Here is a 20,271-nt window from a genome sequence, read left to right on the forward strand (position 1 = left end):
CCTCCCCACCGCCGGCCGGCGCAGCCAGGCCCGTTGGTGAAACACCTCGGAACCGGCTTTGCCGGGCCGAAGGTGTTGCCCCCGGCAGGGGGTGGGCGCCCGGACACGCAGTGCCGGGCAACCTGGGGGCGAGCTCAATCTTCTATGCCGCGCTGCGCCGGGATGCCGGCCTTGAACGCGTGCTTGATCATTTGCATCTCGGTCACAGTGTCGGCCAGCTCGACGATCTCGGGCGGGCAGCGCCGGCCGGTCAGGACCACGTGCACCTCCTTCGGCCGTGCGCGCAAGGTCTCGAGCACGCCTTCGAGCGGCAGCCAGCCGTAGATGAGCGGGTAGGTGATCTCATCGAGCACGACCAGAAAGTGCTCGCCCGAGAGGATCGCCGATCGGGCCCTCTCCCAGCCATCGCGGGCCAGCTGCGCGGAGCGTTCGAGATCCTGGGTCTTCCAGCTGAAGCCGTCGCCCAGGCCCTCGATCGGAATCCCGAACTGCTCGAACATGCGGTGCTCGCCGAAGCGCGCGCTCGGCACCTTCATGAACTGGAAGATCTTCACCGGCTTGCCTCGGCCATGGGCCCGCAGTGCCAGGCCGAAGGCGGCCGTGCTCTTGCCCTTGCCGTCGCCGGTGTTGACGATCACAAGGCCGCGGCGCTCGCCTTCGGGCTTCTCGTAGGGCTTTTCGGTGGGGGGTGTTTCGATCTGCATGGGGTTCCTGATTGAGCGTTGTTTGTCTAGTGCATGACGGCCAGCCACTGGCCTTCCACGCGATGAACGACCACGCGCCGGTCGAACACCGCTTCCAGTGCGCGATGGGTCGCCGGATCGTCGCAGGCGCCATGGTGCAACACGCGGCCCTGTGCCATCACGACCATCGCATCGGCGCACAGCGCGGCGTTGAGCTCGTGCAGCACGCTGACCACCGTCCGGCCAGCGGCCACCAGCGCGCGCACGGTCTGCATCCAGTCGGCCTGGTGCGGCGGATCGAGGTTGGCCAGTGGCTCGTCCATCAGCAGCAGTTCGGCCTCGACCGCCAGCGCGCGTGCCAGCAAGACGCGCTGGCGTTCGCCGCCCGAGAGCTGGCCGAGCGGCCGCTCGCGCCATTCCCAGGCCTGGGTGCTGCGCAGCGCCCGCTCGACCGCTGCGCGGTCGGCCTCGCTGGGGGCCGCCAGCCAGCGCTGGTGCGGCAGGCGGCCGAGCATCGCGACGTCGTGCACCAGCAGGTCGTCTGCGCTGCCCTCGCCCGCGCCGCCCTGGCCGAGCCAGGACAGGCGTTGCGCGCGCGCGCGCCCCGACCAATCCGCCAGCGGCCGGCCGAGCGCGCTGAGTTCTCCGCCATGCGCCAGCAGGCCCGCCAGCACCTTGAGCAGGGTCGACTTGCCGGCGCCGTTCGGTCCCACGATGCTGGTCCAGCGACCGCCCGCCAACGACAGGTCGATGCCGTGCAGCACCTCGGCCTGGCCCAGCCTGGCCGTGATGCCGCGCGCCTCCAGCGCGGGCCCGTGAACGACGACCGGCGCGCTCACAGGCCCCCCCGCGCGCTGCGCCGGTGCATCAGCCACAGCAGGTAGCTGCCGCCGAGCACCGCGGTCAGCACGCCGACCGGCAGCTCTTGCGGCGCGACCAGCCAGCGCGCGAGCAGGTCGGCGGCCATCAGCAGCAAGCCGCCCATGGTGGCCGACAGGACGATGAGTCGCGCGTGCGTGGTCTTCACGACCGAGCGCACCAGGTGCGGCGCCGCCAGGCCTACGAAGGCGATCAGCCCGGTCTGCGCCACGGCCGTGCCGGTGGCCAGCGCCAGCACCGCGACCAGCGCGGCGCGCATCGCGCCCAGCGGCAGCCCGAGGCTGGCGGCCGTGGCTTCGCCGAGCGCGAGCCCGTCGAGCACCGGCGCCAGCGCCCAGGCCAGCAGCAGGCACAGCGCACCTAGGCCGCCCATCACGGCGCACGCGCTCCAGCCGACCAGGCCGGTGCTGCCGAGCATGAAGCCCTGGATCGCCTGCAGGATGTCGGCCGAGGCGATCGTGAGCAGGTCCTTGGCCGCGCCCAGCACCACGCCGACGATCACGCCGGCGAGCAGCAGCCTGAGCGTCTGCTGCACGCCGCGCGCCAGCAGCAGCGTCAGCATCACCGCGAGCACGGCGCCGAGGAAGGCCGCCCCCGTGAGGCCGAGCCGCACCACCCATTGGGTGCTGACCGGCGAGAGTCCGAACAGCGACAGCGCCAGGGCGACGCCGAGCGAGGCCCCGGACGCGCTGCCCAGCAGGTACGGGTCGGCCAGCGGATTGCGGAACAGCCCCTGCGCCACCGCGCCCGCCAGGCCCAGCAGTGCGCCGGCAAGCCAGGCGCCCAGCGTGCGCGGCAGGCGGATGTCCCAGACGATCTGCAGCGCCACCGGGTCGTGTCCGGCCGCCAGCATGTTCTCGAAGCCGGTGCTGCCGACGCCCGCGCCGAGCAGCAGCAGCAGCAGCGCCAGGATGACGAGGGCGATGCCCAGCGCGAGCGCGCGGCGGTGCTGGCTCTTCACCGGCCGCCCCGCGGCGCATGCGCGCAGGAACCCGTCACCGCGCCTTCTCCTGCAGGCACTGCGCCATCAGCCGCGCGGCTTCGCCCATGCGCGGCCCGGGACGCACCAGCACGTCCGACTCGGCGGCGCTGAAGCGGCAGATGCGGCCTTCGCGCACCGCCCGGATGGCGCCCCAGCCCGGCCGCTGCTCCAGCCCCTGCGCGCTGCGTTCGCCGACCATGATCAGGTCGGGATTGGCCCGGACCACGAACTCGGGGTTGAGCTTCGGAAACGGGCCGAGCGCGGCCGGCACGATGTTCTTCACGCCGAGCCGGGCGAGCGTCTCGCCGATGAAAGAGACCTCGCCCGCCGCATAGGGCGCGCTGTTGACCTCGAAATACACGCGCGTGCGCGCCACGCCCGCGGGCAGCGACTGCGCCGCCGCCGACACGCTGGCGTCGATCGCGCGCCACACCGCCTGCGCGTCGTCCACGTCCAGCACCCGGCCCAGTGCGTCGAGCACGCGGCGCACGTCCGCATGGTTCTTCGGCTCGAGCACCAGCACCCGGAGCCCGAGGCCCTCGAGCCGCTCGGTGACCCGGGACGACTTCGCCAGCAGCACCAGGTCGGGCTTGAGCGCGACGATCGCCTCCACGTTCGGGTCCAGCCCGCCGCCGACTTGCGGCAATGCCCGCACCGGCGCAGGCCAGTTGGAATAGCGGTCGACGCCGATCAGCCGATCGCAGGCGCCCAGCGTGCAGACGGCTTCCGTCAGCGAAGGCAGCAGGCTCACGATGCGCTGCGGCGGCCGCGGCAGGTCCACCGGGACGCCCCGTTCGTCGGTGACGACCACGGCCTGGGCCGCCACGCCCAACCAGCACAGGGCGGCGCAGGCCAGCCGCGCAAACATCTTCATGCAAGCTCCTTCAAGGTCAGCGGCAGTCCGGCCGCCATCAGCGTGACACGCTCGCAGGCTGCGGCGACCTGCTGGTTGAGGCCGCCGAGCGCATCGACGAACCGGCGCACCTCCCGGCCCAGCGGGATCACGCCCAGCCCGATCTCGTTGCCGACCAGCACCAGCGGACCGGGCGCGTCGGCGATCGCGCCCAGCAGTTCGGCGATCGCGCGGTCGGCGCCCAGGCTCGCCGGCGGTGGTCCGGGGGGCGCCATGAGGTTGGTGAGCCACAGGGTGAGACAGTCGACCAGCACCAGCGTGCCGGGAGCGCCGTGGTCGCGGATCGCCTGCGCCAGCGCCAGCGGCTCCTCGACCGTGGTCATCGCCGGCACCCGCACCGCGCGGTCGTCGCGGTGCCTGGCGATGCGCGCCCGCATCTCCGCGTCCAGGGCCTGCGCGGTCGCGATCAGCACCGCGCGATGCGCGGGCGAGCGGGCGAGCCACGCCGCGGCGAGTTGCTCGCCGGGGGCGGTTTCATACTGCTCGTCGGTCAGGTTCGTGACCCGGGCCTGGACCGACCAGTCCTTGGCAAAGCGATAGTCCACATAGAGATCGACCGTGGTGTAGCTGCCGAGTGTGCGCGTGTTCGCCGCATCGTCAAAGCGGCTGCCCACGTTGAGCGCCGATCCGCCGAACTTCCAGACGCCGACCGCGTAGTCGACTCCCAGCGACGCCTGGTTCCTCGCCCGGCGCGGCAACTGCTTGCCGGTGCCCTCGTTGCGCGGGTCGAGCGAGTCGTAGCTCGCGTGCAAGCCCAGGTCGCCGAACTGCCCGTCGTAGCTCAGCGTCCCGCCCTCGATGCGCGCGCGCGGAATGTTCTGCGGCAGCGTCGTGTTGGTGATGAAGCCCTGGATCTTGTTGTCGTAGCCCACCAGCTTGACCGTGTGGGCGCCCTGGGTCCAGGTGATCCCGAGGTCGGTGTTCTTGCCCTCCTCCGGCTGCAGCGCCGGATTGCCGAAGCCCGAGTAGTAGAGCTGGTTGAACGAGGGCGCCGTGAAGCTGGTGCCCTGCGACACGTTGACGCGCCAGTTCGGCGTGATGCGGTAGGCATAGCCGGCGAACCAGGTGTTGCTGTCGCCGAACTGCGAATTGCTGTCGTGCCGCGCGTCGAGTTGCCAGCTGTGGGCGCCCGAATTGCCGTTGAGGCCGACGAAGCCCGAATCGATGGCGCGGTCGGTCACGGTGTAGCGGGTGTCGCTCCTCACGTCCTGTTCGCGGCGCTCGAGCCCGGCGACCACGGTGCCGATCGGTGTCACGATATCGTTCTGCCAGAGGTACTGGTCCTGGACGGTCTCGAACAGGCCCGGCAGGTTGAAAGGCGCGGCCACGATCGCGCGCGTGTAGTCCTCGCTGCGCGAATAACGCAGCTGGGTGGTCCAGTTCGACATCACGAGGCCGCGGACGCCGACGTAGCCGGTCTGGGTGCGCAGGGTGCCGCGCGTGTCGCGGTTCGGGCCGTCGTCGAAGCGGTTCAGCCCGTCGGCGTAGAGCATGGCGGCGTCGAATTTCCAGTCCGGGTTGAGCTGGTAGCCGAATGACGCATTGACCGCGGTCTGGTTGAAGGGGTCGTCGTCCGGATTGAAGTTGCCGAACTGCACCTTGGGGTTGGTCGACGAGAACTTCGCGTTGAGCGTGCGCGCGACGTCAAGCGAATAGGTCGCGGCCCCCGCGGCGCCGCTGAAGCCGCCGGTGATCTGCTTGTAGCTCTCGCTGCCGATCGTGGTCGAGGCGTGCGGGGCGAACACCGGTTGACCCGGGCTCGCCCTGCGCGTGAAGATCTGCACCACGCCGCCGACGCCGTCGCTGCCGTAGAGCGCCGAGGCCGGCCCCTTGACCACCTCGATCCGGTCGATCATCTCGACCGGGATGTTGTCCCACACCGGCGTGCCGAGCGTGGCGGAGCCGTAGCGGACGCCGTCGATCAGCAGGATCGTATGGCGCGGCTCGGCGCCGCGGATGTACACGCTGCTCGCTTTGCCGGCGCCGCCGTTGGCCGAGATCTGCACGCCGGCCAGCCGGGCCAGGATTTCGGGCAGGGTGCGGCTCGCCTGCTGCTCGATCTGCTCCCGGTCGATGACCACGGTGTCGGACACCAGTTCGTCGGCGCGGGTCGGCACCCGGGTCGCGGTGACCACCATCTCGGGCAGCGCGGGCGCCGCCTCCTGGGCCGACGCCAGCGTAGGGACGCCGACAGCACCGGCAATCAAGGCCGCGACGGCCGACGAAATGGCATGGGCGCGGGGCCGCAGCCGCGGCAAGGCGCACCGGGAGGCGGGCTTCAAAAAAGCGCAGGTTTTCATGGGGGCGACAAAAGGTCAAAGTCCTTCGCCGGCTTCCCCGCCAGCGCTTGGACGTCATGGCCGCCTGCATGCATCGCGCATGCGGCAGCCGCCTCGTTGGCCGGTATCCGGGCTGGCAGTGCAACCCTCGTCGCCTTCCCGGGCACCTGTTTCAGGGCACCCAGTGGCTGATTGACGAGGGCGGCGCCCGAGGGCGCCGACTGCTTGACCGTTGCGGGGGCAGCGCAGGTTGGTTCGGCCCCGGGGGGCTTCGACTCCTGCTTCCCGTTGAACTGCGACGCGTGAACCGCGGCGCGAGCACCAACGAGCGGAATTGTAGGGTTTGTCGGCATGTGCCCGGAACAACCCGGCGCGAACGCGCCGGCGGCGGAACCTACAATCGCCCTCCATGCCAGCATCGAGCCGTATTGACCAGATCGCCGAGCGCGTCGAGCGCCTGCTCGTGCGCCACGAAGAAGTACAGCGCACCAATGCGTTGCTGCAGGACCAGGTCGACGCGCTCACGCGCGAACGCGACACGCTCAAGTCGCGGCTCGCCGCGGCGCGCACGCGCCTCGACGCCCTGCTCGATCAGCTCCCGGTCGATCCCACCCAAGACGCCAGCTCTTCCTGATGAAACAAATCGAAGTCCAGATCATGGGCCAGAGCTACCTGCTCGGCTGCCCCGAAGGCGGCGAGGCGCAATTGCGCGACGCGGTCGAGCGCGTCGACGGTGCGATGTGCAAGATCCGCGATGCCGGCAAGGTCAAGGCCCGCGACCGCATCGCGGTGCTGGCCTCGCTCAACCTGGCCTTCGACCTGGTGCAGCGCGAAGCGGCGCCGGCCCCGGTGCCTGCACCTGTACCTGCGCCAGCGCCCGCGGCGGACGCCACCGAAGACGAGGTCCGCGCCGTGCAATTGATCCAGCGCCTGGACCAGGCCCTGGCCGGCGACGGACATCTCCTCTGAAGATCCGGCGCGCCCGCGGCTGCAGGGCGTAAAATACGCATCGTCTGCGGTGCGAGGCTGGGCTCTATATTTCCTTGTACCAATGCTCTCCGGAGCAGGGCTTGGAATATCGCTTGGCAGGTGTGATCATCTCGCGTCAGATGAACCCGAAGCCTTGCTGACCTCGCCCACCTGAACCCTGGTTCAGGATGCGGGTTCGGCTCACACTCGCAGACACCTCTCACTGACAGCCACGGCCCCGCGATCGGCGCCGTGGCTTTTTTCTGGATCCTTGCGAATGACCATCGAACCCCTGCTGATCGCCGAACTCGCCCTGCTCGGCATTGGCACCGGATTCCTCGCCGGCCTGCTCGGCATCGGCGGCGGCATGCTGATGGTGCCGTTCATCACGATCATCCTCGGCCAGCGCGGCGTCGCCGCCGATCTCGCGGTCAAGATGGCGATCGCGACCTCGATGGCGACCATCATCTTCACTTCGATCTCCAGCGTGCGCGCCCACCATCGGCGCGGCGCGGTGCGCTGGGACATCGTCAAGCGGCTCGCCCCCGGCATCGTGATCGGCAGCCTGGCCGGCAGCCTGGGCGTCTTCAGCCTGCTCAAGGGCACCGCGCTGGCGATCTTCTTCGCGCTCTTCGTCGGCTTCTCGGCCACGCAGATGTTCCTCGACAAGAAGCCCAAGCCGACGCGCCAGATGCCGGGCACCGCGGGCCAGCTCGGGGCCGGCGGCGCGATCGGTTTCATCTCCGGCCTGGTCGGCGCCGGCGGCGGCTTCATCAGCGTGCCTTTCATGACCTGGTGCAACGTCGCGATCCACAACGCGGTCGCCACCAGCGCCGCGCTCGGCTTCCCGATCGCGGTCGCCAACGTGGCCGGCTACGTGGCCAGCGGCCAATCGGTGCAGGGCCTGCCGGCGGGCTCGTTCGGCTACATCTGGCTGCCGGCGCTGGCGGTGATCGCGGTCTGCAGCTTCCTGGTGGCGCCGTTCGGCGCCCGGGCCGCGCACAGCCTCCCGGTGGGCAAGCTCAAGCGCGTGTTCGCAAGCATCCTCTATCTGCTGGCGGCCTACATGCTCTGGAAAGGGCTGCACGGCTGAGCGACCGGGCGCATTCACCCCGCGGCTTGACATGAATCAAGCCGCGGCGCGCAGCGCCTGCTTTAAGCTCAGGTGATCCACCCACACAGGAGAATTCCATGTTCAAGCGCATCCTGGTCGCCACCGACGGCTCCCCTCTCTCGCAGAAAGCGGTGACGAGCGCCATCGCCCTGGCGGCCCTGAGCGGCGCCGAGCTGGTCGCGCTCACCGTGGTGCCCCGCTATCCGACGAACTACTTCGATGGCGCCGCGGTCTTCACGCCCGAAGACATCGGGCGCATCGAGCGACAGTGGACGGAGGCGGCGCAGACCACGCTCGACACGATTGCCAAGCAGGCCGAGGCCAGCGGCGTCAAGATCAGGACGGCGACGGTCAGCGCCGACCTCGTGGCCGAATCGATCATCAGCGCCGCAAAGAAGCACCAGTGCGACATGATCGTGATGGCATCGCACGGCCGCCAGGGCATCAAGCGCCTGCTGCTGGGCAGCGAGACCCAGCACGTGCTCACGCATTCCGACCTGCCCGTCTTGGTCTTGCGCTAAGCTGCCCCCCACGCTCCCCCACTACGTGTGGGTCGCTGCCCCCCGAGGGGGCCGCAGGCCGCCTTGGGGCGGCCCGGCGCCGACCTGAGTCGGGTTTATAACCACGGCACGCGGTGCCTTCACCGCGCGTCAAGCAACAACGAGAGGCCCTTTAAATGAAGATTCTGATCGCCGTCGATGGCAGTGCCCACACGCAGAAGGCGCTCGACTACCTGGCGAAGCATCGCAAGATGTTCGTCGACGGCAATGAACTGGTCGTGGTGCACGTCTGTGTCGGCGTGCCGGGGCACGTCACGCGTCATCTGAGCAAGGAAATCGTCAGCGACTACTATGCCGAGGAAGCCGCCAAGGTTCTCGAGCCGGTCAAGGCCGCCCTGGCCGGCCTCGGCATCACCGTTTTCAAGGTCGACCAGCGCCACGGCCATGCCGCGGAGGAGATCCTCAAGGCGGCCGCCGCCTCCAGCGCCGAACTGATCGTCATGGGCACGCACGGCCACGGCCTCTTCGGCCGCGCGCTGATGGGGTCGGTCGCGACCAAGGTGGTGTCCGAGACCGACATCTCGGTGCTGCTGGTGCAGTAGGCGCAGCTTTTCAATTCCTTGGGGCGAAGAGCCCCTTGTGCTGCTCGCGCAGCAGCGCCTTCTGCACCTTGCCCATCGCATTGCGCGGCAGCTCAGGCACCACGAAGCAGCGCTTCGGGATCTTGAAGTTGGCGAGCTTCGCCTTGAGCTCGGCGATGATCGCCTCGCCGTCGAGCGCCGCGCCGGCCCTGGCCGTCACGATGGCCACGCCGACCTCGCCGAAGTCGGCGTGCGGCACGCCGACGATGGCACTCTCGGCCACGCCGGACATCTCGTTGATGTAGCCCTCGATCTCGGCCGGGTAGACGTTGTAGCCGCCGCTGATGATCAGGTCCTTGCTGCGCCCGACGATCGTGACGTAGCCGAGCCCGTCCACCTTGCCGACATCGCCGGTCTTGAAATAGCCGTCGGCCGTGAACTCTTCCTTCGTCTTCTCGGGCATGCGCCAATAGCCGGCGAACACGTTCGGCCCGTCGACCTCGATGTGGCCGATCTCGTCGGTCGGGCATGGCTCGCCGGCGTCGTCGCGCACCCGCAGCTGAACGCCCGGCAGCGGGAAGCCCACCGTGCCGCCGCGCCGTTCGCCCTGCACCGGGCTGTAGGGGTTGGAGGTCAGCATCGCGGTCTCGCTCATCCCGTAACGCTCGAGAATCGTGTGACCCGTGCGCTCGCGCCATTCGTCGAAGGTGTCGATCAGGAGCGGTGCCGAGCCCGAGATGAAGACCCGCATGCGGCGACAGGCCTTGCGGGTCAGCCCGCGCTCGGCCAGCATGCGCACGTAGAGCGTGGGCACGCCCATGAAGACGGTCGCCTCGGGCAGCCGGGCCACCACGCGCGCCGGGTCGAAGCGGTTGAGCCAGATCATCTTGCTGCCGCTGATCAGCGCGCCATGGATCGCGACGAAGAGGCCGTGCACATGAAAGATCGGAAGCGCATGGATCAGCACATCGCCACTGCGCCAGCCCCAGTAGTCCTTCAGCACCTCGGCGTTCGAAGACAGGTTGCGGTGCGTGAGCATCGCGCCCTTGCTGCGGCCGGTGGTGCCGCTGGTGTAGAGGATGGCGGCGAGGTCGTCTTTCCGCTTCGCAGCCACCGCATGCCGGTCGCCGCACTGCGCGGCCGCTTCGAGCAGCGTGCCCGTGCGGTCGTCATCGAGCGTGAAGACATGGCGGGTTCCGGCCGCGGTCGCGATCGGCGCCACCCAGGACGCGTTGGCGCTGCTGCAGACCACCACGGCCGGCTCGGCGTTGCCGATGAAGTACTCGATCTCGGCATTCCGGTAGGCCGTGTTGAGCGGCAGGAAGACATAGCCCGCGCGCAGCGTGGCGAGGTACAGCATCATGGCCTCGACCGACTTCTCGACCTGGACCGCGACGCGGGCGCCCTCCTCGAGATCCAGCGCGTCCAGCAGGTTGGCGATCATCGCGCTCGCGCGGTCCAGGTCGCGCCACGAATAGAAGAGGCCGTCGTCGGTCTCGACCGCGATGGCGTCGAGGTCGGCGGGGAAGGCCGCACGCAGGGCGGCGAAGAGATTGGCGTTGGGGATGTCGGTCATGTCGATCTCAAAAAACGGGGGCCCGCTTGGCCAGGAAGGCGGCGATGCCCTCGCGATGCTCGGCGGAGTCGGCGTAATCGTAGGCAGTGGGCAGCAGCGGCGCGACCGCGTCCTGCGCAGCACCTTGCCGCAGGACGGAGAAGGTGGTCTTGTTGAGGCGCGCGGCCTCGGGCGCCAGCACCGCGATGCGCTGGGCATACGCCAGCACGCCCGCGGCCAGTTCGGCGTCGGGCAGCACACGCAGCAGGAAGCCGGCGTCGTACAGCCGGGCCGCGTCATGGACGCTCGCGGCCAGCAGCATGTCGCGCGCCAGCACGTCGCCGACGGCGCGCTGCACCAGTGCCGCCTCGCGCGGCGCCATCGGGAATCCGAGCTTCGCGATCGGCGCGCCGAACCTGGCAGACGCACCGGCCAGGCGGATGTCGCAACAGCTCGCGATCTCGATCCCGGCGCCCATGCAGGCGCCCTCGATCCGGGCCACCAGCGGCAGCTCGCAAGCCAGCATGGCGGCCAGCGCGGCCCAGACCTCGTTCTCGTGGAATTCGCGCAGGCTGGCGGCGTCGAAACGGAACGAGGGGTACTCCGAGATGTCGCCGCCGGCGCAGAAGGCGCCGCCCTCCCCGCCGACGACCACGCAGCGCAGCGCGGGCTCCCGCGCCAGGCGCTCGAAGGTGTCGCGCAATGCGCGCCACATGCCGCGCGTCATGGCATTGAGCCGGCCCGGGTTCACGAGCGTCACGAAGGCCAGCGGGCCGTCGATGCGCAGTCCGATCGAAGCCGTCATTCGAGCTTGGCCCCCGATTCCTTGACCACCGTGGCCCAACGCTTGATCTCCGCATGCACGAAACTGCCGTAGGCCGGACCGGACACATTCGCAAGCTCCGAGCCGTTGCTGGCCCAGATCGCCTTCAGTTCCTCGGTGGCCAGCGCCTTCTTCATGTCGTCGACGATCCTCGCCTGCACCTCCGCGGGCGTGCCCTTGGGCGCCCACAGGCCGTACCAGGTGGTCACGGTGTAGTCGGGCAACCCGACCTCGGCGGCGCAGGGCACGTCCGGGAAGGCGGGATTGCGCTTGCTGCCGGCCACCATCAGCGCCTTGATCCGACCGGCCTTGATGTGCTGGGCCGACGAGCCCAGCCCGTCGAACATGACGTCGACGTTGCCGGCGATCAGGTCCTGCAGCGCCGGCCCCGCACCGCGATAGGGAATGTGCGTGATGTACGTGCCGGTCTGCAGCTTGAACAGCTCGCCGGCCAGGTGGTGCGAGGTGCCTGCGCCGGCCGATGCGTAATTGAGCTTGCCCGGGTTCTGCTTGGCGTTGGCGACGAAGGCCTTGAGCGTGGTCGCGCTGACGCGCTTCGGATTCACCACCACCACCTGCGGCACATTGGCCAGCAACAGCAGCGGCACGAAATCCCGCTCGAGGTCGTAGTCGAGCTTGGGATAGATCGAGGGTGCGATCGCATGGTGCACCGCGCCCATGAAGAGCGTGTAGCCGTCCGGCGCCGCCTTGGCCGCGATGCTCGCGCCCACGGTCCCGCCCGCGCCGCCCCGGTTGTCGATCACCAGCGTCTGCCCGGTGATCCTGCTGAACTGCGCCGAGAGCGGCCGCGCGAAGGCGTCGGTGCCGCCGCCGGCCGGGAACGGCACGATCATGGTCACGGGCCGGGTCGGCCAGCCCGACTGGGCGCGCACGCTGCCGGCAAGGGTTGCGGCGCTCGCCGCGGCCAGGCGCAGAAAGTCACGCCGCTGAAAGCCAGGGGTCATCGGAAGTCTCCTGTTGTTGTTCGAAATGGTGGTGCGCCGCGGCCGGCGGTGTGCCGTGCGGTCGAGGCCTCTGCATCAGCCCCTGAGGATCTGATCGTCAATGCCGCCCGATACCGCCACCTTGCCCTGCGCGAGAAGGGCTCGGTGCTTGTCGAGCCGCTTCAGATCGTAGAGGTAGTTGACCATCAGGCCGTAGGACTGCTTCTGCCCTTTCGGCGACGGGTCGCCGCCCCAGTTGAGCCGCTCCACCCGGGCACCGTTGCCGAGGTGGAAGCGCGCCACCGGATCGACCGGCTTGCCATCGGCGGTGGCGCGCCCGAGGTACTCGGCGGCCGCGTTCAGCAGCAGTTGCCGCACCGGCGATTTCACGTCGAGCACCATCGCCTCGTCGGCCGCGGCGAGGAAGCGCTCGGCCGAGGGCGGCAGCGAACCGATGACACGCCCCAGGTCGGCGGCCCGCTTCTCATCGAGCCGCGCGAGCAGGCCGGCGGCGTGTTTCCCCAGCCAGCTGCGAAAGCCCGGGATCGGCGACAGTGTCGCGAAGGTCTTCAGGCGCGGCAGTTCTTGTTGCAGCGTCTCGACCACGCGCTTGATCAGCGAATCGCCGAAGCTCACGCCCTTGAGCCCGGCCTGGGTGCTGCTGATCGAATAGAAGATCGCGGTGGTCGCCCGGTCGGGCTTGACCAGCGCGGCGGCCTCGTCGAGCAGCGGCTCGATGCCCTCGCTGATGCGGTCGACCAGCGCCACCTCGACGAAGATCAGCGGCGTGTTGGGCAGGCGCGGATGGAAGAAGCCATAGCAGCGGCGATCGCTGTCGAGCCGGTTCTTGACGTCGGCCCAGCTCTTGATGTCGTGCACCGCCTCGTACTGGATCAGCTTCTCGATCAGCGAGGCCGGCGAGTCCCAGCTGATGCGCCGCAGGTCCAGGAAGGCCATGTCGAACCAGGTCGAGAACAGGTGCTCGAGTTCGGCATCCAGCGGCAGCAGCCGGCGATCGCCCTTCAGGTGCGGCAGCAGCTCGGCACGCAGGTCGACCAGGAAGCGCATGCCATCCGGATCGATCGCGAAGCGCTGCAGCAGCCGCGCGCGCGGCGACGCCAGTGCGCGCCGAAGCTGGACCTCGGCCTGACCCTCGTCGGCCGTGCCGACCGCCGCCTCGTGCTGGTCGCGCGCACTGCTGAGCGTCTGCACATCGGGCGCGAAGCGCTCGCTCATCAAGAGCCAGATGTCGCGGCGCTCGTCCAGTTCGCGGGCGGCATACCACTGCACCACCGCATGGGCACGCCGTCCGGCCTCGACCTCGCTGACGCTGGGATCGACCACCGCCTGCAGCTCGACCAGCGCACGGCGCAACGCCCGCGGCGCGAGCGCTTCGCCCGGGCGGCGCAGCGTGGCTTCGAGCCGCTCCGCGAGCGGGCGCGGTCCGAGGGCGGCCTTCCTGGCCTTGCTTGCATCCGCGGCCTTGCCTGCGTCGGGCGAGCTGCCCGGACGCAGCAGCGAGACGCCGCGCGTGATCCAGTCACTGGCATTCATGAGATGAGCTTCGCTTTCTGTTGCAGCGCGACGGCCCGCAGGGCTTCGCGCTGGCGGTTCAGGTGGGTGCGCATCGCGGCTTCGGCGCCGTCGCTGTCGCGCGCCTTGAGCGCGGCGAACACCGCGAGATGCTCGGACAGGCTTTGGTCGAGTCGCCCCGGCGCGTGCAGCTGCTGCTGCCGCGCCAGCTTGAGGATCTTGCGCAGGTCGCCGATCACCTGTGCCAGCCAACGATTGTCGGCCAGCATGATGATGGCCTCGTGGATCGCGAAATTGGTCGCGTAATAGTCGTTGATGCGCCGGGCCCGCGCATGCTTGGCGAGCCGGCCGTGCAGAGCCTCGAGGGCATCGAGGTCGGCGTCGCTCGCATTGCGCGCAGCCTCCCAGGCGCAGCGGCCTTCGAGCAGCGCGATCACCGGGAAGATCTCGTCGAGGTCGCGCTGGGTGACCTCGGCGACGAAGCAGCCACGGCGCGGCTCGTGCCGCAGCAGCCCCTCGGCCGTGAGCACCTTGAGGGCCTCGCGCAAGGGCGTGCGCGAGATCTGGAGGCGGTCGCACACGGCAGCCTCGTCGATGAAGCTGCCCGGCGCCATCTCGCCGCCGAAGATCTCTTCGCGCAGCGCGGCGGCAACCTCATCGTGCAAGGAGTTCTGGACCAGGCGCATGGCTGAGTTTCCGTAATTACGCGTAATTATCAGAATTCAGGGGCCGCGGCGCAATGCCTTTCGACCTCCGTGGATACCCTCGCGCCGCCCCGGGGGCCAGGGCGATCAGCCCCGTGCCACGCCCGCCGCCTGCGCCGGCCGTGCGCTGGCATAGAGCCAGAGCCCGAACGCGACCATCGGCACGCAGAGCCACTGGCCCATGCTCATGTTGAGCGCCAGCAGGCCCAGGAAGTCGTCGGGCTCCCTGAAATACTCGGCGATGAAGCGCATCAGGCCATAGCCGATCAGGAACACCGCCGACACGCGGCGTTCGCCGCGATCCTTGCGCGCGTAGAGCCACAGCAGCACGAACAGCAGCAGGCCCTCGAGCAGGAACTGGTAGACCTGCGAGGGATGGCGCGGCAGCATCGAGCCGCTCTGCGGGAACACCATGCCCCAGGGCAGATCGGGACTGCTGAAGCGGCCCCACAGTTCGCCGTTGATGAAGTTGCCGACCCGCCCCGCCGCGAGTCCGGTGGGCACACAGGGCGCGACGAAATCCATCACCTGCCAGAACGGCCTGGCGCGCGAGCGCGAGAACCACACCATCGAGGCGATGACGCCGAGCAGCCCGCCATGGAAGCTCATGCCGCCCTGCCAGACGAAGAAGATCTCCAGCGGATGCGTGAGGTAGTAGCCCGGCTTGTAGAACAGGCAGTAGCCCAGCCGGCCGCCGACGATCACGCCCATCACGCCCAGGAACAGGATGTCTTCCACATCCTTGCGGGTCCAGGCGCCCGGGCCGGTGACCGAACGGAAGGGTTCGTGCCGAAGGCGGCGCGTGCCGAGGAAATAGAACAGCGCAAAGGCGGCCAGATAGGTCAGGCCATACCAGTGGATGGCGACCGGGCCGAGCTGCAGCGCGACGGGGTTGATCTGCGGATACATGAGCATGGGGGGATTGTGCCGCCCCGCGCCGCGGTCCCGAATGCGAACGCTTCTGATACCCACACCCATGCAGACCGCCGGCACGGGGTCATCGACCCCGCCGACCCCCATCGCCGCGATACTCCTGGGTTCCAAGAACAACAAGGCACAGGTTCATGCAGGGAAATCCTCAAGTCATCGACTACTTCAAGCAACTCGTGCGCGGCGAACTCGCCGCACGCGACCAGTACTTCATCCATTCGCGCATCTACGAGGACCAGGGCTTCGTGAAGCTCTACACGCGCCTCGACCATGAGATGCAGGAGGAGACCCAGCACGCCGATGCGCTGATCCGCCGCATCCTGTTCCTCGGCGGCCTGCCGGACATGCGCCCGAAGGAATTCACGCCGGGCCTGACCGTGCCCGAGATGCTGAAGAAGGACCTGGCGACGGAGTACGAAGTGCGCGCCGCGCTGCAGGAAGGCATCGCGCTGTGCGAAAGCACCGGCGACTATGTCAGCCGCGACCTGCTGCTGACGCAGCTTCGGGATACCGAGGAAGACCACGCCTACTGGCTCGAGAAGCAGCTCGGCCTGATCGACAAGGTCGGGCTCGAGAACTACCTGCAATCCCAATCGCAAGGCTGAAGGCGCTCAGCCGCCCGCTGCCATCCGCTCGCGCACGAAAGCCACGAAGCGCGCCAGCGCCGGGTGCCCGTCGTCGTCCAGCCAGACCATGCTGGTCTCGCACCGCGGCACGGCGGGCTGCCGCTTCTTGCCGCGCGAGCCCGCCGCGTCAGGCGTCCGGTAGACCACGCCGGGCCGCCGAAACTGCATGACGCTCTCGGGCACCCAGGCCAGGCCGAGCCCGGCCGAGACCAGGTTGACGATGGTCTGCATCTGGATCGCCTCCTGCGCCACCACCGGCAGCCGGCCCGCCGCGTGGTAGAGCCCGAAAACCGCATCGTGCAGCGAAGGCGCGATGCGGCGCGGAAAGATCACCAGCGGCTCGCCGAGCACCGCGTCCCACGCCAGCTGCGGCGCCGCGGCCAGCGGATGGTGTTCGGGCAGCGCCAGCACCAGCGGCTCGACCGCCACCCGCAGGTGGTGCAGGCCCGGCGGCGCAAAGCCCGGCGAATGCAGCATCAGGCCGGCGTCGATGGCGCCACGCTCCAGGTCGCGCAGTTGCACGTCGCCCGTGGCCTCGACGAGCTCCAGCACCACCTGCGGGCTGTGTTCGCGGAACGCCCGCACCCAGCCCGGCAATTGATCGAAGCCGATGGTCGAGACGAAGGCCAAGCGCACGCGCCCGACCTCGCCGGCCGCCGCCGCGCGGGCCCGCGCCGGCAGCGCCTGGGCGCGGGCCAGCAGTTCGCACACCTCGGGCAGCAGCGCCTCGCCGGCCGGCGTCAGCGCCACGCGGCGCCGGGTGCGGTCGAACAGCGACACGCCGAGCGTCTTCTCGAGCTGGGCGATGGCTTGCGTGACCGGCGGCTGCGTCATGTGCAGGCGCAGCGCGGCCCGCCCGAAATGGAGCTCCTCGGCGACGGCCACGAACTGGCGCCAGGCGCGCAGGTCGATCGATGCTTCTTTCATATGCCAAGCATATCAATAGCACCCCAAAATAGGATTGGAAGCAATCAATCAATCGTCCGATACTTGGCATCCCCCGATCACGAACCCGAGAACCACGATGGACACCAAACCGCTCCAGATCAACCGCCGCAGCGCCAACATCGTCGAAGGCAAGAGCCGCGCGCCGAACCGCTCGATGTTCTATGCGATGGGCTACCAGGAAGGCGACTTCAAGAAGCCGATGGTCGGCGTCGCCAATGGCCACAGCACGATCACGCCCTGCAACTCGGGCCTGCAGAAGCTGGCCGATGCCGCGATCGCGGGCATCGAGGAGGCCGGCGGCAACGCGCAGGTGTTCGGCACGCCCACCATCTCCGACGGCATGGCGATGGGCACCGAAGGCATGAAGTACTCGCTGGTGAGCCGCGAGGTGATCTCCGACTGCATCGAGACCTGCGTCGGCGGCCAGTGGATGGACGGCGTGCTGGTGGTCGGCGGCTGCGACAAGAACATGCCCGGCGGCCTGATGGGCATGCTGCGCGCCAACGTGCCGGCGATCTATGTCTATGGCGGCACCATCCTGCCGGGCCGGTACAAGGGCCAGGACCTGAACATCGTGAGCGTGTTCGAAGCCGTCGGCCAGAACGCCGCGGGCAACCTGAGCGACGAGGACCTGCGCGAGATCGAGATGCGCGCGATCCCGGGCACCGGCTCCTGCGGCGGCATGTACACGGCCAACACGATGAGCTCGGCCTTCGAAGCGCTGGGCATCTCGCTGCCCTACTCGTCCACCATGGCGAACCCGCACGACGAGAAGGCCAACTCGGCCAAGGAATCGGCCAAGGTGCTGATCGAGGCGATCAAGAAGGACCTCAAGCCGCGCGACATCGTGACCAAGAAGGCGATCGAGAACGCGGTGGCCGTGATCATGGCCACGGGCGGCTCGACCAACGCGGTGCTGCATTTCCTGGCGATCGCGCACGCCGCCGGCGTCGACTGGTCGATCGATGACTTCGAGCGCATGCGCAAGAAGGTCCCGGTGCTGTGCGACCTCAAGCCCAGCGGCAAGTACCTCGCGGTCGACCTGCACCAGGCCGGCGGCATCCCGCAGGTGATGAAGGTGCTGCTCAACGCCGGCCTGCTGCACGGCGACTGCATCACGATCACCGGCCAGACCATCGCCGAAGTGCTCAAGGACGTGCCCGACCAGCCGCGCGCCGACCAGGACGTGATCCGTCCGATCGGCAAGCCGATGTACGCCGAAGGCCACCTCGCGATCCTCAAGGGCAATCTGTCGCCCGAAGGCGCGGTGGCGAAGATCACGGGCCTCAAGAACCCTGTCATCACCGGGCCGGCGCGCGTCTTCGACGACGAGCAGTCCGCCCTCGAAGCCATCCTTGCCGGCAAGATCAAGGCGGGCGACGTGATGGTGCTGCGCTACCTGGGACCCAAGGGTGGCCCCGGCATGCCGGAGATGCTGGCACCGACCGGCGCGCTGATCGGCGCCGGCCTGGGCGAGAGCGTGGGCCTGATCACCGACGGCCGCTTCTCGGGTGGCACCTGGGGCATGGTGGTCGGCCACGTGGCACCCGAGGCGGCGGCCGGCGGCACCATCGCCTTCGTCAACGAGGGCGACTCGATCACCATCGACGCGCACGAACTGAAGCTCGAGCTCAACGTGCCCGAGGCCGAGATCGCCAAGCGCCGCGAAGGCTGGAAAGCGCCGGCACCGCGCTACACGCGCGGCGTGCAGGCGAAGTTCGCGTTCAATGCCTCCAGCGCCAGTTCCGGCGCCGTGCTCGACAAGTATTGAGCTCGCCCCCAGGTTGGGCTCACTTCGTGTAGCCCGCCCACCCCCTGCCGGGGGCAACACCAGCGGCCCGGCGAAGCCGGTTCCGCGGTGTTTCTGGAAAGGAGCGCGTCTCAAGCGCCGGCGGTGCTCAGCGTCTTTTGCGGCTGTTCGAACGGCTGTTGAGCATGCCGAGGTTGCTGCGCTGCCGATCGATCCGGTCCTGGCGGCGCTGGTTCTCCTTCTCGACGACCTTGCGCTTGGTATAGCCGGAGGCATCGGCCCACGCCCACCAGGCGATCGCGAGCGCGAACGGGACCAGGACGATCCACCAGCTCAGGGTGGCGACGAAGCCGATCTCGAAATATTTGAGAGCCACACCGAGCAGACCCAGCATCAGAAACCACATCGCGAACTTCTCCGTTGTGTCAGAGGCGCGCCGGCCGAAGCGGTCCACCGCCCTGCCTACAATCGCGTTGGATCGACTTTAACGCACCCACGACTGCCAGCCCCCATGAAAAAAGCGCTCGTCCTCGCTGCCGCCGGCCTCCTCTGCGCCGCGCCCGCCCTCGCCGATCTGGCGCTGGCCACCTCGAAGAACTGCATGAGCTGCCACGCGGTCGACCGCAAGGTGCTGGGGCCGTCCTTCAAGGACGTGGCCGCGAAGTACAAGGACGCCAAGGGTGCCGCCGACCTGCTGGCAGGCAAGATCATCAAGGGCGGTTCGGGCGTCTGGGGGCCGGTGCCGATGCCGGCCAACAACCAGGTCAGCGAAGCCGATGCGAAGAAGCTCGCCGCCTGGGTGCTGTCGGCCAAGTAGGGCCGAACGGACAGCGCGGCTCAGACTGCCGGCGGCATCGCGGCCGGCGTGGGCACCGGTCGGCGTTCGAGACGGTCTTCCAACTGGCCCATGTGGGCCGCGATGGTGTTTTCGGACTGCTCGGCACGCTGCTTCGCGGCAGCCTCGAACTGCTCGATCCGTGCCAGCAGCGCCGCGTGTCGTTCGGCATTGCGCGCCATGTGGGCGTTCTCCTGGGTCTCGAGAAAATTTCGCAGCTCGGTGAAGCGCGAGGCCTCGGCCTTGTCGGCCAGCTCGCGCTGCGCCTGCATCTCCTTGGTGTGCCTGCGCGTCTCCAGGAGGATCGAACTTTGCAGGTAGACCACATAGGCGACGAAGAAGATGCCCAGCAGCGCGGTCAGCCCGAGCATGATGAGCCCGAACGGCGCCGTCACCTGCATGAAGCCGACAGACATCAGCGTCGGCGAAACCAGCAGACCCCAGTTCAAGGCGGCCAGTGCCGCGATCAGCAGCACGACCACCAGCAGCACAGCGGTTCTCAATCCCATTTTTCTTTTCCCTGTAGTTGATTGGACTGCCGCTGCGCCAGGAGGACGAGGCGCTCAGTAGGCCTGGCCGAGCTGTTCCAGAATGGCCGGATTCTCGAGCGTCGAGGTGTCCTGGGTGATGGCCTCGCCCTTGGCAAGGCTGCGCAGCAGGCGCCGCATGATCTTACCGCTGCGCGTCTTCGGAAGATTCTCTCCAAAGCGGATGTCTTTGGGC

At 68.8% G+C, this 20,271-nt stretch carries 22 protein-coding genes and 1 riboswitch; of the genes, 8 read left to right on the plus strand and 14 right to left on the minus strand.

Annotated features, from left to right (window positions below; genetic code table 11):
- Positions 1 to 134 precede the first annotated feature (134 nt).
- The 5 genes from cobO to AC1DYK_RS18890 are packed head-to-tail and all read right to left on the minus strand — an operon-like array spanning position 135 to position 5,757.
- The gene (gene cobO, locus AC1DYK_RS18870) at positions 135 to 704 is read right to left on the minus strand and encodes a cob(I)yrinic acid a,c-diamide adenosyltransferase (RefSeq protein WP_478167688.1); all 570 of its coding nucleotides are present in this window, start codon (positions 702 to 704) and stop codon (positions 135 to 137) included.
- A gap of 26 nt (positions 705 to 730) precedes the next feature.
- A complete protein-coding gene (locus AC1DYK_RS18875; RefSeq protein WP_478167689.1) occupies positions 731 to 1,522 on the minus strand; it encodes an ABC transporter ATP-binding protein in 792 nt (263 codons plus the stop codon).
- On the minus strand, positions 1,519 to 2,523 hold the full coding sequence (locus tag AC1DYK_RS18880) for a FecCD family ABC transporter permease (protein WP_478167690.1): 1,005 nt from the start codon (positions 2,521 to 2,523) through the stop codon (positions 1,519 to 1,521). The genes AC1DYK_RS18875 and AC1DYK_RS18880 overlap by 4 nt, the downstream gene beginning before the upstream one ends.
- A 34-nt stretch (positions 2,524 to 2,557) precedes the next feature.
- Positions 2,558 to 3,412, minus strand: a complete 855-nt coding sequence (locus tag AC1DYK_RS18885) for an ABC transporter substrate-binding protein (protein ID WP_478167709.1) — start codon at positions 3,410 to 3,412, stop codon at positions 2,558 to 2,560.
- Between the two features lie 2 nt (positions 3,413 to 3,414).
- Positions 3,415 to 5,757: a bifunctional adenosylcobinamide kinase/adenosylcobinamide-phosphate guanylyltransferase gene (locus tag AC1DYK_RS18890; RefSeq protein ID WP_478167691.1), complete on the minus strand. Its 2,343-nt coding sequence runs from the start codon at positions 5,755 to 5,757 to the stop codon at positions 3,415 to 3,417.
- Between the two features lie 81 nt (positions 5,758 to 5,838).
- Positions 5,839 to 6,076: riboswitch (cobalamin riboswitch) on the minus strand.
- Between the two features lie 69 nt (positions 6,077 to 6,145).
- On the opposite strand from AC1DYK_RS18890, the gene AC1DYK_RS18895 reads away from it, so the two are divergent.
- The 5 genes from AC1DYK_RS18895 to AC1DYK_RS18915 all read left to right on the plus strand — a co-directional run bounded on the left by AC1DYK_RS18895 (position 6,146) and on the right by AC1DYK_RS18915 (position 8,921).
- Positions 6,146 to 6,370: a DUF904 domain-containing protein gene (locus AC1DYK_RS18895; RefSeq protein ID WP_478094838.1), complete on the plus strand. Its 225-nt coding sequence runs from the start codon at positions 6,146 to 6,148 to the stop codon at positions 6,368 to 6,370.
- Positions 6,370 to 6,705 (plus strand): cell division protein ZapA, encoded by a 336-nt coding sequence (locus AC1DYK_RS18900; protein WP_478167692.1) that lies wholly within the window; start codon positions 6,370 to 6,372, stop codon positions 6,703 to 6,705. The genes AC1DYK_RS18895 and AC1DYK_RS18900 overlap by 1 nt, the downstream gene beginning before the upstream one ends.
- Before the next feature lie 277 nt (positions 6,706 to 6,982).
- Positions 6,983 to 7,798 carry a sulfite exporter TauE/SafE family protein gene (locus AC1DYK_RS18905; RefSeq protein WP_478167693.1) on the plus strand — a complete coding sequence of 272 codons (816 nt, stop codon included), beginning with the start codon at positions 6,983 to 6,985 and terminating at the stop codon, positions 7,796 to 7,798.
- 98 nt (positions 7,799 to 7,896) lie between these two features.
- Positions 7,897 to 8,340, plus strand: coding sequence for a universal stress protein (locus AC1DYK_RS18910; protein WP_478167694.1), 444 nt, complete (start codon positions 7,897 to 7,899; stop codon positions 8,338 to 8,340).
- 155 nt (positions 8,341 to 8,495) lie between these two features.
- Positions 8,496 to 8,921, plus strand: coding sequence for a universal stress protein (locus AC1DYK_RS18915; RefSeq protein ID WP_478167695.1), 426 nt, complete (start codon positions 8,496 to 8,498; stop codon positions 8,919 to 8,921).
- Between the two features lie 10 nt (positions 8,922 to 8,931).
- On the opposite strand, the gene AC1DYK_RS18920 is transcribed toward AC1DYK_RS18915, so the two are convergent.
- The 6 genes from AC1DYK_RS18920 to lgt form a co-directional block, all read right to left on the minus strand.
- The gene (locus AC1DYK_RS18920; RefSeq protein ID WP_478167696.1) at positions 8,932 to 10,476 is read right to left on the minus strand and encodes a malonate--CoA ligase; all 1,545 of its coding nucleotides are present in this window, start codon (positions 10,474 to 10,476) and stop codon (positions 8,932 to 8,934) included.
- 7 nt (positions 10,477 to 10,483) lie between these two features.
- A complete protein-coding gene (locus AC1DYK_RS18925; RefSeq protein WP_478167697.1) occupies positions 10,484 to 11,260 on the minus strand; it encodes an enoyl-CoA hydratase/isomerase family protein in 777 nt (258 codons plus the stop codon).
- The gene (locus AC1DYK_RS18930; RefSeq protein ID WP_478167698.1) at positions 11,257 to 12,243 is read right to left on the minus strand and encodes a Bug family tripartite tricarboxylate transporter substrate binding protein; all 987 of its coding nucleotides are present in this window, start codon (positions 12,241 to 12,243) and stop codon (positions 11,257 to 11,259) included. The genes AC1DYK_RS18925 and AC1DYK_RS18930 overlap by 4 nt, the downstream gene beginning before the upstream one ends.
- Positions 12,244 to 12,318: 75 nt before the next feature.
- On the minus strand, positions 12,319 to 13,776 hold the full coding sequence (locus tag AC1DYK_RS18935; RefSeq protein WP_478167699.1) for a malonyl-CoA decarboxylase: 1,458 nt from the start codon (positions 13,774 to 13,776) through the stop codon (positions 12,319 to 12,321).
- Positions 13,773 to 14,441, minus strand: coding sequence for a GntR family transcriptional regulator (locus AC1DYK_RS18940; protein WP_478156024.1), 669 nt, complete (start codon positions 14,439 to 14,441; stop codon positions 13,773 to 13,775). Before AC1DYK_RS18940 ends, AC1DYK_RS18935 begins: the two co-directional genes overlap by 4 nt.
- A 105-nt stretch (positions 14,442 to 14,546) precedes the next feature.
- On the minus strand, positions 14,547 to 15,374 hold the full coding sequence (gene lgt, locus AC1DYK_RS18945) for a prolipoprotein diacylglyceryl transferase (RefSeq protein WP_478167700.1): 828 nt from the start codon (positions 15,372 to 15,374) through the stop codon (positions 14,547 to 14,549).
- A 149-nt stretch (positions 15,375 to 15,523) separates the two neighbouring features.
- Between lgt and bfr the strand changes: the two genes are divergently transcribed.
- The gene (bfr, locus tag AC1DYK_RS18950) at positions 15,524 to 15,994 is read left to right on the plus strand and encodes a bacterioferritin (RefSeq protein ID WP_478167701.1); all 471 of its coding nucleotides are present in this window, start codon (positions 15,524 to 15,526) and stop codon (positions 15,992 to 15,994) included.
- A 6-nt stretch (positions 15,995 to 16,000) separates the two neighbouring features.
- Here the strand turns inward: bfr and AC1DYK_RS18955 are convergent, their stop codons facing one another.
- Positions 16,001 to 16,942 (minus strand): LysR family transcriptional regulator, encoded by a 942-nt coding sequence (locus AC1DYK_RS18955; protein ID WP_478167702.1) that lies wholly within the window; start codon positions 16,940 to 16,942, stop codon positions 16,001 to 16,003.
- Positions 16,943 to 17,039: 97 nt separating this feature from the next.
- On the opposite strand from AC1DYK_RS18955, the gene ilvD reads away from it, so the two are divergent.
- On the plus strand, positions 17,040 to 18,734 hold the full coding sequence (gene ilvD, locus AC1DYK_RS18960) for a dihydroxy-acid dehydratase (RefSeq protein ID WP_478156027.1): 1,695 nt from the start codon (positions 17,040 to 17,042) through the stop codon (positions 18,732 to 18,734).
- Positions 18,735 to 18,861: 127 nt separating this feature from the next.
- On the opposite strand, the gene AC1DYK_RS18965 is transcribed toward ilvD, so the two are convergent.
- Positions 18,862 to 19,119 carry a TIGR04438 family Trp-rich protein gene (locus AC1DYK_RS18965; RefSeq protein ID WP_478167710.1) on the minus strand — a complete coding sequence of 86 codons (258 nt, stop codon included), beginning with the start codon at positions 19,117 to 19,119 and terminating at the stop codon, positions 18,862 to 18,864.
- A gap of 105 nt (positions 19,120 to 19,224) precedes the next feature.
- Between AC1DYK_RS18965 and AC1DYK_RS18970 the strand changes: the two genes are divergently transcribed.
- Entirely contained in the window at positions 19,225 to 19,530 is a 306-nt protein-coding gene (locus tag AC1DYK_RS18970) for a c-type cytochrome (RefSeq protein WP_478167703.1), read from the plus strand.
- Positions 19,531 to 19,550: 20 nt separating this feature from the next.
- On the opposite strand, the gene AC1DYK_RS18975 is transcribed toward AC1DYK_RS18970, so the two are convergent.
- Positions 19,551 to 20,057, minus strand: a complete 507-nt coding sequence (locus AC1DYK_RS18975; protein WP_478094507.1) for a LapA family protein — start codon at positions 20,055 to 20,057, stop codon at positions 19,551 to 19,553.
- Positions 20,058 to 20,271 lie beyond the last annotated feature (214 nt).

It is taken from the genome of Variovorax sp. P2_H12 (assembly GCF_056403395.1).